At 37.5% G+C, this 12,286-nt stretch carries 8 protein-coding genes; 6 read left to right on the top strand and 2 right to left on the bottom strand.

The window, feature by feature from the left end; translation table 11 throughout:
• Positions 1 to 227: 227 nt before the first annotated feature.
• From accD to tsaE, 6 genes are all read left to right on the top strand, one after another.
• Complete coding sequence (accD, locus tag ACFIO3_RS00835; RefSeq protein ID WP_375606123.1) at positions 228 to 1,148, top strand: acetyl-CoA carboxylase, carboxyltransferase subunit beta; 921 nt, start codon at positions 228 to 230, stop codon at positions 1,146 to 1,148.
• Positions 1,149 to 1,152: 4 nt separating this feature from the next.
• Positions 1,153 to 2,472, top strand: a complete 1,320-nt coding sequence (locus tag ACFIO3_RS00830; protein WP_375606122.1) for a bifunctional folylpolyglutamate synthase/dihydrofolate synthase — start codon at positions 1,153 to 1,155, stop codon at positions 2,470 to 2,472.
• Positions 2,473 to 2,516: 44 nt separating this feature from the next.
• Complete coding sequence (locus ACFIO3_RS00825) at positions 2,517 to 3,515, top strand: complex I NDUFA9 subunit family protein (protein WP_375606121.1); 999 nt, start codon at positions 2,517 to 2,519, stop codon at positions 3,513 to 3,515.
• A 713-nt stretch (positions 3,516 to 4,228) separates the two neighbouring features.
• Positions 4,229 to 5,626 (top strand): adenosylhomocysteinase, encoded by a 1,398-nt coding sequence (gene ahcY, locus ACFIO3_RS00820; RefSeq protein ID WP_375606120.1) that lies wholly within the window; start codon positions 4,229 to 4,231, stop codon positions 5,624 to 5,626.
• A 34-nt stretch (positions 5,627 to 5,660) separates the two neighbouring features.
• Positions 5,661 to 8,126 (top strand): ATP-binding protein, encoded by a 2,466-nt coding sequence (locus ACFIO3_RS00815; protein ID WP_375607923.1) that lies wholly within the window; start codon positions 5,661 to 5,663, stop codon positions 8,124 to 8,126.
• Between the two features lie 51 nt (positions 8,127 to 8,177).
• Positions 8,178 to 8,648, top strand: a complete 471-nt coding sequence (gene tsaE / locus ACFIO3_RS00810) for a tRNA (adenosine(37)-N6)-threonylcarbamoyltransferase complex ATPase subunit type 1 TsaE (protein WP_375606118.1) — start codon at positions 8,178 to 8,180, stop codon at positions 8,646 to 8,648.
• A gap of 668 nt (positions 8,649 to 9,316) precedes the next feature.
• Here tsaE and trxA read toward each other — a convergent pair.
• Positions 9,317 to 9,640: a thioredoxin gene (gene trxA, locus ACFIO3_RS00805; protein WP_375606117.1), complete on the bottom strand. Its 324-nt coding sequence runs from the start codon at positions 9,638 to 9,640 to the stop codon at positions 9,317 to 9,319.
• 177 nt (positions 9,641 to 9,817) lie between these two features.
• On the bottom strand, positions 9,818 to 12,286 hold a 2,469-nt coding region (gene addA / locus ACFIO3_RS00800; protein ID WP_375704023.1), incomplete at its 5' end, for a double-strand break repair helicase AddA.

Raw genomic sequence — 12,286 nt, 5'->3', positions numbered from 1 at the left:
AGTTCTTAAAACTTCTGAGAAGTTTGTTATAGGAAATACTCTTCATGCATATGATTGTTGTAAAATTGGAAAAATTAAAAAACAGTGGAGTGAGAGCTATACGTATACTGATAAAAGTATTAAATAGACTCGTTTGGTCAGCCGGCAAAGCAAATGTGACTGCTTAAATTCTATATTCTTTCAAATCATGCAAAAGGTGTATAATATTTTAAAGGAAGGTTATAAAGATGAACTGGATTACAAATTATGTTCGCCCTAAAATTAATTCTATATTGGGACGCCGTGAAATTCCAGAAAATCTATGGATTAAAGATCCTACCAGTGGTGAAATGATCTTCCATAAAGATTTGGAAGCCAATCAATTTGTGGCTCCTAATTCTGGCTATCATATGCGTATCAGTGCCAAAAATCGTCTCATGCATTTTTTTGATGATGGTATTTATACAGCTCTTGAAAATCCAAAAGTTGTGACAGACCCTTTAAAGTTTCGCGACGAAAAACGCTATATTGATCGGTTAAAAGAGTACCGTTCTAAACTCGGTGTTGAGGACAACATTTTGAGTGCACGCGGTACGATTGAGGGTTTGCCAATTATTGCAACCGTTCAAGATTTCGCCTTTATGGGGGGATCACTCGGTATGGCCTCAGGAGAAGCTATTATCAAAGCTTTTGATACTGCCATTGCCGAAAGATGCCCTTTGGTTCTTTTTACTGCTTCTGGTGGTGCACGCATGCAAGAAGGAACACTCTCATTGATGCAAATGCCCCGTACAACAGTAGCGATTGAAATGTTGAAAGAAGCAAAACTTCCCTATATTGTTGTGCTGACTAATCCAACCACCGGTGGTGTTACTGCTTCTTACGCCATGCTTGGTGATATTCACATTGCCGAACCTGGCGCTATGATTGGTTTTGCTGGTCCACGTGTGATTCAACAAACGATACGTGAAACCCTACCAGAAGGGTTTCAAAGTAGTGAATATCTGCTTGAACATGGTATGATTGATATGGTTGTATCGCGTTTAGAAATGAAAACAACAATTGCGCGTATTTTACGCTTGATGATGAAACGCCCTGCTGTTTTTAACCCTTCCGATCCATCCCCAACAGACTCTCAAACATCGCTTTCTAGGACAAAAGCAGCTTAAGTTTATGCAACAAAGTCAAATACAAAGGGTGGTGGATGATTTACTAAAAAATTATCCGAAAAAATTTGATCTTTCTTTAGAGCGTATTGTTCACCTTTTAGAGCGTCTTGGTAATCCACATTTAAAACTTCCACCTGTTATTCACATCGCTGGAACAAATGGCAAAGGATCTGCCTCCGCAATTTGTCGTGCTCTTTTGGAAAGTGAAGGATACTGCGTTCATGTTTATAGCTCACCTCATCTTGTCAACTGGAATGAACGCTGCCGGTTAGGTCAAAAAGGAGGTGGTCAACTTGTTACAGAAAACCAATTGGCAGAGACAATCCGTGAAATTATAAAAGTAAATCGTCAAGAGCCGATTACTATTTTTGAAATTTTTACAGCCGCTGCCTTTATGCTGTTTAGTATACATCCAGCTGATGTTGTTATTTTAGAAGTTGGATTGGGAGGACGTTTTGATGCTACCAATGTCGTTAACAAAACAGCTGTATCGCTTATTATGCCCATTGATTATGATCATGAGAATTTTCTTGGAAACACAATTGCTCAAATCGCTTTTCAAAAAGGGGGGATTATAAAACCAAACGTTCCAGTGGTCATCGGAAAGCAGAATTATGAAGAAACTCTTGCTACTTTAATACCCCTTGCCGATAAAAATAAAGCATCTTATGCTCTCTTTGATCAAGATTATCAAAGCTATAAAGAACATGGACGTATGGTTTTTCAAAACCATCAAGGTCTCATGGACCTTCCTCTTCCTAACCTTATTGGAGACCACCAAATTGCTAATGCTGGTGCATCTCTTGAAGCAGTTTATCAAGCGGGTTTTCAACTTTCAGAACAAACCATAAATGACGCTTTGAAGAATATTTATTGGCCCGCACGAATGCAGCGTCTTACCCAAGGGCTTTTGGTTGATCAACTATCTCCTGATATTGATTTATGGTTAGATGGTGGTCACAATCCTGCTGCAGGAAAAGTTATTGCGGCAGAACTTACACAATGGAGAAAAAAAACAGATCGTCCCATTATTATGATTGCTGGCATGCTTAATACCAAAGATGCTGTCGGTTATTTTCGTCCTTTAGCAAACCTTGTCGATAAAGTATATACGATACCGCTTATTAACAATGACGCCAGTCTCTCTCCAATAAACTTAGCTGAATCAGCCCAAAAAGCAGGAATCTTTGCTACTCCACAAGCACATCTACAAGATGCTTTGCATAAAATTAAAATGGAATATAAAGAGGCTATTGTCCTTATTAGTGGTTCTCTTTATCTTGCGGGTGATATTTTGCGTGACAATAAGACACCACCGTGCTAGATAATTAGCTATTTTTAAAGCTTTGAAAGATAGACCTTTTAATCATGCAACTTGATTGTGCACTTTATCAACATCCTAAACTCATTACTGTTTTTGGCGGATCCGGTTTTGTAGGACGACATGTCGTTGAAACTTTGACTAAGCGGGGATATCGCGTTCGCATCGCTGTTCGTTGTCCACAAAAAGCTTATTACATGCTACAAATAGGAGAAGTAGGACAAACCCAAATGCTTAAAACAGATATCAAGCATCGTGCCTCTGTTGCACGCGCATTGCTTGGAGCTGATGCAGCAGTGTTTTTACCCGGTAGCTTAAAACAAGCAAATCAATCGAATTTTAAAAGCACACAAATTGATGGTGCTTACAATGTTGCTGAATTAACAGTAGAAGCTGGTATTCCTCTCATCTATATGTCGACTCTTGTGGCTAGCGAAAACACTGCATGTCTTTATGCACGTGTTAAGTTTATGGGTGAACAAATCATTCATAACAAGAATCCTCAGGCAATTATTATACGTCCATCCATTATCTTTGGACCAGAAGATTGTTTCTTTAATACCTTAGCAGATTTGTCACGTTTTTTACCAATTATGCCTCTTTTTGGAGGTGGGAAAAGCAAATTGCAACCCGTATATGTTGGTGACGTTGCTGAGTTTATAGCACGTGCTTTAGATGGACAGGTAGCTTGGGGAAAAAAATATGATCTTGGTGGTCCCCAGATTATCACCCTCCAAAATGCTCTTGAAAATATACTTAAAATCATTCATCGTAAAAAAACAATCCTATCTATGCCTCTTTCTGTCGGTCTATTGATTGGAGGAGTTTTAGGAACGATTGGTAAGTTGCCTCTTGTGCCAACGCTCGTAACAGCCAATCAAATACGCTTTTTGCAAATGGATAACATTGTTTCTAAAGAAGCTATAGAGAATGGATATACTCTAGAAGGAGTAGGAATTACTCCTAGAGCAATGACTGCATTCTTGCCAAGTTATCTCTGGCGATTTCGTCCACATGGTCAATTTTCCCAAAACCTACTCGTCTAGAATAAATTCTTCTAAAACTGAGTTAATTATTTGATTTATAATTCATAGTGCGTTGTTAGCGGTTTTAAAATCAGAGTGTTCAATAGAGTGATGTTTTTGCATTTTTAATGCTCCATTTAGTATCACAAAACATGTTTCCTCGCACATCTATAGTATTTTGATAAAAACTGTTGGAAACAGGAGAAAAGCACTTCTTATAAACTGTCTTTATCCAAGAGCAGGTGCAACATTGGAATCCTAAAGAACCGATCCTGAACTGCCTATCCATAAACATGATAATCTATGGCTTTGCATTTATATTATTTTGCCAAAAAGCTTAATAATGAGATTAAAGTAATTCTTCCTTTTTCAAAAACCGCATAAGTGAGTAGAATACGAGTATACTACTTTCGATATTATCCCATAAAAATCGATATAAAAACTGTAAAGCAATGCACCATTTTTATTATTTAAAAGGTATTCCCTCTGGAAACTTTTAAAAGCTTTAAAGTTACGTGAAAAGGATAGAATTTTGTTTATATAATAAAACTTATCATGAAGATCTCCTACTCTGTCAGTAACATCACTACTCAGATCCATAAATGCATATTTGTTGCACAAATTTATGGAGATTTTAAAAGAGCTTTTTCACATAAAGAAGTCCTCTTCTTGTCTTGCATTTTTTTTTAATTTCTCCTACCGTCTTGGAAAAAATTATTTTAAAGGAATGAAGAATGGCAGCTCAAGATTTTGTTGTCAAAGATATTGCACTTGCCGCTTATGGTCGTAAAGAACTTGATATTGCTGAAACTGAAATGCCTGGTTTGATGGCTTGTCGTAAGGAGTTTTCTTCCAGCCAACCTTTGCGCGGAGCGCGTATTTCTGGCTCATTGCATATGACAATTCAAACAGCTGTTTTAATTGAAACATTAAAAGCAATTGGCGCCGATATACGGTGGAGCTCTAGCAATATTTTTTCTACGCAAGACCATGCAGCAGCAGCTATCGCCGCAACTGGCATTCCTGTATTTGCCGTTAAGGGTGAAACATTGGAAGAATATTGGACTTATATAGATGCAATCTTCCAATGGCCAGATGGTAATCCTTCCAATCTTATTTTAGATGATGGAGCTGACGCCACAAACTATATTTTAATGGGAAGTCGTGCAGAACAAAATAAAGATATTTTATCGCATCCCAAAACAGAAGAAGAAGAAATTTTTTTCAAACAAATACAAAAGCGTATGGATGCAACGCCAGGTTTTTTTACACAACAGCGCGCAGCAATTAAAGGTGTAAGCGAAGAAACCACAACAGGTGTAAACCGTCTTTATCAGTTACAAAAAGAAGGACTTCTACCTTTTCCTGCTATTAATGTTAATGATAGCGTCACTAAATCAAAGTTTGATAATAAATATGGATGTAAAGAATCATTGGTCGATGGTATTCGACGTGGAACAGATGTGATGATCGCTGGTAAAACTGCCATTGTCTGTGGTTATGGTGATGTAGGAAAAGGTTCAGCAGCATCTCTTTCTGGTGCTGGGGCTCGTGTTAAAGTAACAGAAATTGATCCTATCTGCGCTCTTCAAGCCGCTATGGATGGCTATGAAGTTGTTAATTTGGATGATGCTGCTTCCAGTGCTGATATTATCATCACGACAACAGGCAATAAAGATGTTGTTCGTTTAGATCATATGCGACAAGTAAAGGATATGTGTATTCTTGGAAATATTGGTCATTTTGATAACGAAATCCAAGTCGCTGCCCTTAGAAATTTGCCATGGACGAATATTAAACCACAAGTTGATATGATCACCTTTCCCGATGGAAAACGCATCATTTTGCTCTCTGAAGGACGATTGTTAAACCTCGGCAATGCGACGGGGCATCCTTCTTTTGTCATGTCAGCTTCGTTTACCAATCAAGTTTTAGCGCAAATTGAACTTTTTACCCGTACAGAACACTATACAAATGAAGTCACTGTTTTGCCTAAACATCTTGATGAAAAGGTTGCACGTCTACATCTGGATCGGTTAGGAATAAAATTAAGTGTTTTATCAGAAGAACAAGCCGCTTATATTGGAGTCTCACCACAAGGACCTTATAAACCAAACCATTACCGTTACTAATACGTTTCCTTGGGTTAAAAAAGGGAAAGATGTCGTGCTCAGCTTTGGTGACTATAACCCCAAAGAAAAAACTCAAAAAGAGATCCGAATCTATACGTATATACTTTGCCTTTTTTTCTTTTTTTCTCCAACATGCGCTTTTTCTCAGTCATTGGAAGGTTATTTACCATTTTTCTTCACTTTGCCGAATGGTCCATGGCTGCTTTTAGCGCTGTGTGGAGGAATTTCTTGTGCTTCACTTCTCTCATGTATAGCTGTTACCGTGCGTGCAAAAAAAACTGCACAGAAGCCTTTGAAGATAATTCAGGCAAATTTTTCTGAAAAACTTAAATATTATGAATGGCTTCTGGAAGAAACCGAGCAATTCCTTCTTATTTGGGAAAATCCAACAACCTTACCCCATGTTGTTGGTGCTCTTTCCACATTGCAAAAAATAGGAATCGATCAGAAAGATTTTCAGCGTTTTGAGCTCTGGGTTGAAGAAAATTCTCTGCGAGAACTTGATTATGCATTGACTCAACTCCGTTGTAAATGTCACCCTTTTGATCTTTCTATCACCACCACAAACAATGTACTGCTACAAGTTACAGGAGTCATCGCAGGAACAGTCGCCATTGCTCGTTTTCAAGATATCTCAAAACAACAGAGTGAAAATGCTCGTTTACAGAAAGATATCGCCCGCCTTCTTACTGAACTGAGAATGCAGCGTAATCTTCTTGATCTTATTCAAGAGCCCGTATGGATAAAAGATTGTGAAGGAAAAGTTTGTTTTATCAATCGCGCCTTTAGAGAAATGACAGACTTTCGTGAAGACAGTGATGACGTGGGGGATCTTTTCAATGAAAATACACAACGCAAAACAGATGAAACAGAAACAATTTTTCAAGAACATGTTCATACGGTTATTGGTGGAGAACGGCACCGTTTTCATCTCACACGTATTACAACAGCTGAAGGGATGGCAGCTTTTGCACGTGATGACAGCGCCTATGAAAATCTTGCTCATGAATTAAGATATGTTCTTCAAAGTCATTGTGAAACACTTGACCAAATTTCAACAGCTGTAGCCATTTTTGATACAAACCAAAAATTAAAATTCTGTAATCACGCTTTCAAAATTTTATGGCCGTTGGAGAGTTCTTTTTTAGAAAGTGAACCAAGCCATACATTGTTTCTTGAACGTTTACGTGAAAAGGGGCTCATTGCTGAACACCCTGATTGGCGCGCATGGAAAGAAGAACTTTTAAAAGCCTATTGGCAAACAGAATCGAACCAACAAATTTGGAATCTTCCAGATGGGCGTACGGTGCGTGTTGTCTCGAACCCTCATCCACAAGGAGGTGTCACTTGGCTTTACGAAAACCTTACCGAAAAAATTGATCTTGAGCGCCGTTATAATACACTTATTAAAATACAAGGTGAAACACTTGATAAACTTTCTGAAGGTGTGGTCGTTTTTGGTACTGATGGACGCCTTCGCTTATCGAATCCTGCCTTGTCGAAATTGTGGTCTCTTCCTTATAATTTACTGGTAGAAGGAACCCATATTACACAGTTACAAAGCCATTGTTCAGCCTTAACCTTGGGGCAAGAATGGGATCAATTTACCAAGTTCATTACCGGTTTTGCTGAAAAACGTGAAACATTTTCAGGTCGTATAGATCTTAAAAATGATATGATTATTGACTATACTCTGGTCCCTCTTCCTAATGGACAAACGATGCTTACTTTTGTGAATGTTACGGACACTGTCCATATTGCGCGTGCTCTTCAAGAAAAAAATGAAGCATTAGAAAGTGCTGATCGTTTGCGTAATGAATTTGTCCAACATGTTTCTTATGAATTACGCACACCTCTCACCAATATTATTGGATTTTCCGATATTTTACGTGATCAAATTTTCGGTTCTATCAATGAACGTCAACAAGAATATCTTGAACACATTCATTCAGAATCAGGAACTCTTTTAAATATTGTTAACGATATTCTTGATCTTGCTACCCTTGATGCAGGCATTATGGAGTTGGACATAAAATCGGTTAACATTGCCGATGCTATGATACAAGCAGTAGCACGTGTAGAAGATCGCCTTAATGGACGTCATATTACGCTTTTACAACAAATTTCTCCTTCCTTAAATTCTATTTCTGCTGATGAAAAGCGCTTGCATCAAATTTTTGTGAATGTCCTGAGTAATGCTATTAATTTTGCAACGGAGGCGAGTACTATTGAATTTTGCGTTGATGAACAAGATGATAACATTGTCTTTAGCGTTCACAATCAGGGCTCTGACATCCCAGAAGATGTCCTTGATCGTATTTTTAAACGTTTTTCTTCCCATTCACACCATGGTGGGCGTGCGGGAGCGGGTCTTGGCCTTTCCCTTGTAAAAAGTTTCGTTGAACTACACGGTGGACATGTTGAAATTCTTACCGGTTCTGGAAAAGGAACAACAGTTAAATGTTTTTTCCCACTCTCCAAAGGAGATACGATTTTTTAATTTTAACCTTTATGATAACAAAAATTTTTCATCCATTTCATGGAACTTTTAATGAATTTTAGTTTTTTTCTTGAAAATGAAGAGGCAACAAAGCTTTTTTCACAAAATTTAGCTCTTTCTTTAAAGCCAGGAGATCTTGTAACGCTGCAAGGAGATCTTGGAACTGGAAAGTCAACCATTGCACGTACAATCATTCAAACACTTGCGAACGATAACACTATGGATGTTCCAAGCCCTACTTTTACTCTTGTGCAAAGCTATCAACTTCCAAAGTTTGAAATTATTCATGCTGATCTTTATCGCCTTTCTATGGCAGAAGAAATTGATGAATTAGGGCTTCATGAAACTCGTGAGAAAAATATTTTACTTGTTGAATGGCCAGAAAGAAATACAGCTCTTTTAGAGCTTGCCACTTTTGCACTCACCTTACATTATAAAGAACATGGGCGTCATGTAACAGTTAAATCAGCGCAACATTCCATTGAATGTTTGCAACAGTCTTTCGCAATTCGTACATTTTAAAAAAAACATGGACATCATCATTTTTAATTTGATAATACCTCAGTACTACCTATGAAATTTGAGATGATGGACAACATAAAGAAGGCTTCAATGGAGGCACCAACCATGGAAGATGAAGTGAAATGCTGACTCTTTCATATAACAATGACATAAATTGCAAAGAACAGTCGTTAATTTATAGGAATTCATCAATTTATTTTAGAGAATCTGATACCTACAATTTTGATTTTAGAGAATAGTATAAGAGAATTTTAAATTGAAGTGGTAACCCTTTAGAAGAGCATTATATAACCTGTAGTGAATTGCTTGTTTCTTTCTGCTTAAAAATTGTGAGCTTCAAAAAAGTAATTTGCAAAGTTTTTGCTTAAAATCTCCTTTTATGTGTTGAAAGCACTATCTATCTCAATAGTCTTATCTAAGAAGAAAATATCATTCACTTAAATATTCGTTGGCACGCATATAAACAAGGAATTGCCTACATTGTTCATACAGGACAATTTTTTGATAAAAAATGATCTATTGAATTACGTATAACAGTGTGGATTCTTAAAATCATTTGAATTTTTGATTTAATTGAATTGCTATTACAATGTATTACAGAAAAGGAATGTAAAAAAATCAAAAGGAGAGACTAAAATTTCTCTCCTTTATCGTTACTGTGTATGGCATTAACTAAGGCCATTTTTTATCCACTCAGAAAGACGTCCTTTAGAGGTAGCGCCAACCATATTCGATGAAATATTTCCATTTTTAAACATTAGTAATGTAGGGATAGAACGTACTCCGTATTGGGTAGCCAGTTCCGGATTTTCATCAATATTTACCTTAGCAATTTTAACTTGATTTTGCATTTCTATTGAAATTTCATCCAAAATTGGAGCAATCACTTTGCAAGGGCCACACCATTCTGCCCAAAAATCAACCACAACAGGGGTGGAAGAGGTTAGAACTTCACTTTCGAAATTATCCTTATCAACTTTTATACACGTCATTGATTTATCCTTTATATTCACTTTTTATAGATTGGTATAATAACAATTCATATCAAGTTATTGCAAAGATAAATTATTAAAGGACTTTTTTACATCAGAGATTGTGCGTTGTGTTTGTTTGAGCGATTTTATGAAAGTAAATAAAGTGTAAAAATGCTTTGCAAGGAAAAGACTAACTTATAAGGCAACTTCACTAAGAAATGCCTCAAGTTTTTCTGGAGAAAGTTTGAAAATTTTGGCTTCTTTACTATAGATAAGCAGAGCTTGTATATCTTTATCGGGATGAATAGCTTGCAATAATTTTCGATAAAGAGCCATTTGCAACCAATGATGGGAAGCAATAGCGGCTTCATTTTCTGGTGGGGTTCCCGTTTTAAAATCGGCAAAGATAATGCTGTTTTGCGTGATGTAGAGACGGTCAATTTGACCAGAGATTACTTGTTCTTTTCCACGAATTTTTACAATGCCCATTAAGGAAACCTCAGCACGTGAATGCTCAGAAAAAAGGGGTTTGAGATAAACATGATCTAATATTTTCCAAATATGGCAAAGAGCATCTTCTCTTTGGCTCTCATGCCAATGAGAGGCTTTGATATTGAGATAGTTTTGAGCATAATCTCGACGTTTTTGTGGGGGACAATCGGGTAAATATTGTAACAATCGGTGAATGAGATTACCGTACTCAATGGAAAAAGCTCTGTTTGTGTTCGTTTCTCCTAAAACAGGTGAAATAGTAAATTGTTTTGGACTTGAGGAAGGTTCTGTATCAGCTTCAATAGAAAGGCTCGCTACTGAGGGTTTTAACGGTTTTGGGAGAATTGGTTCTGCTGGTACTTTATGAGAGAAAAAATCTGGTAGAGGTGGAAGTGTTTGGCACTCAGAACGAGAGGCTTCCTGATTTATTGAGGCAGAAGAAGAATCTGTGATACAATAACGCCAAGCTGCAATATCTTCTGCAGGACCCTTAATGGGAACTGCATGCGGTTTGAGAGCTTTCTTTACCAATTGTAGCCACGTATGAGGATTATTGCGTTCACCGCTATACCCGCAAACAAACAATCGATCTTCAGCACGCGTCATTCCTACATAGAGAAGGCGCCTATACTCCTCTTCAGCACGCTCTTTTAAACGCAAAATTGCTTGTTTAGAGGGCATTGTATCGAATTCTGCATTAGGGCACCAGATAAAAGCTTGTTGATCACTCAAATGTGCATTGTTCAAGGGAACTTCAAGCAAGTGAGGTGAATGCTGAGGATGCCAGATTGCACTACCAGGATCAACCAGAAATACAACGGAAGCTTCCAGTCCTTTTGCAGCATGAACAGTCATGATGCGAATTTCTTCATGATTTTGGTCAAACTCACGTTTAATTTCTGGTTCACTGACACTTAATGTTTCCAAAAAAGCTTGTAATCCTGGTAACCCCGTTTTTTGAATCGCGAGTGTGTAGTCCATAAAAGCATCAAGCACATCATTGGCTTCCGAGCCTAAGCGCGCTAAAATTTTTTGTCTTCCCTTATCATTATTCAGAATATGGCTATAGAATTCGAAGACTGGTATTTTATCCACTAAAGTACGATAATGGTTCAGCTTTTCAAAAGCATCTTTAAAAGATACCCGCGATGATGTATGCGTACACAAACTTTGCCAAAGAGAGCCAGTGCGTTGTGCGGCAAGCAGATAGAGTTCCTCTTCACTAAGAGCAAAAAGGGGACTTTTTAAAACACAAGCAAGAGAAAGATCATCTTGTGGCTGCAAAACAAAACGCGCAAGTGCCATTAAATCACGGATACTAATATGTTTAGTAAGTTGTAAACGGTCTGCACCAGCGACAGGTATATTGCGTTGTTTAAGGGCACGAGAAAGCGCTAGGGCAAATTGATCACGCTTACGAACCAAAACCATAATATCACTAGCACGCAATAACCGCCCTTTTGCTGGAAGCATTTCTCCTTTTTGTAACCAGCCTGCAATAGTTTCAGCAACTTTTTCTGCCAAACGTACTGCTGGTGTATCTAAATGATCAACAGTTACATGCCAATCATCAGGAAATTCGTCTTTTTCTTTAGAAATAGCATCCCATAAAATAACTTCACCTGGACTGTGAGTACGGATAGCTTCGTGTATGGTTTTTGTATTTTCTGCCGAAAGCCCTTTATAATTTTCTGGTGTTTCAAAAACAAGATCAACGCTTTTAAGAACATCTGCTGTAGAGCGAAAAGAGTAATGCAGTTGTATTTTTTCGAATTTCTGCTTTGCTTGTTGTGCTTTTTTTTGAATAATTTTCCCATTTGCAGCAAAATTTTCTGGTGCAGCGCCCTGAAAGGAATAAATAGACTGTTTTTCATCTCCAACAGCAAAAAGAGTACGTATATTGTCACGTTGACTATGACCTGTAAAAAATTCTTGCGCTAAAAATTGAATAATTTTCCATTGATCAGGGTTCGTATCTTGTGCTTCATCAAGCAAAATATGATCAAGACCCTTATCAAGTTTATAGTGCACCCATTGGCTTGCACCTTCACGTTGCAATAAATGGAGTGTGCGCTCAATGAGATCATCAAAGTTTAAAAAACCATTGGTTTTTTTTAAATTTGCATAAATTTTGAGATAAAGGGCACAAAGCTGAAAAGCCGCCATATTGAG

The organism is Bartonella sp. AD328YNZD, from assembly GCF_042196425.1.
Note: the sequence above shows the minus strand (reverse complement) of the source record. Positions and strands in the feature narration are given on the sequence as shown.

Bases quoted from the DNA above. Each gene is read 5' to 3' on its own strand.
- trxA (WP_375606117.1), bottom strand. From the start codon at position 9,640: ATGACGTGTATAAAAGTTGATAAGGATAATTTCGAAAGTGAAGTTCTA.
- tsaE (WP_375606118.1), top strand. From the start codon at position 8,178: ATGAATTTTAGTTTTTTTCTTGAAAATGAAGAGGCAACAAAGCTTTTT.
- ACFIO3_RS00830 (WP_375606122.1), top strand. From the start codon at position 1,153: ATGCAACAAAGTCAAATACAAAGGGTGGTGGATGATTTACTAAAAAAT.
- ahcY (WP_375606120.1), top strand. From the start codon at position 4,229: ATGGCAGCTCAAGATTTTGTTGTCAAAGATATTGCACTTGCCGCTTAT.
- ACFIO3_RS00825 (WP_375606121.1), top strand. From the start codon at position 2,517: ATGCAACTTGATTGTGCACTTTATCAACATCCTAAACTCATTACTGTT.
- accD (WP_375606123.1), top strand. From the start codon at position 228: ATGAACTGGATTACAAATTATGTTCGCCCTAAAATTAATTCTATATTG.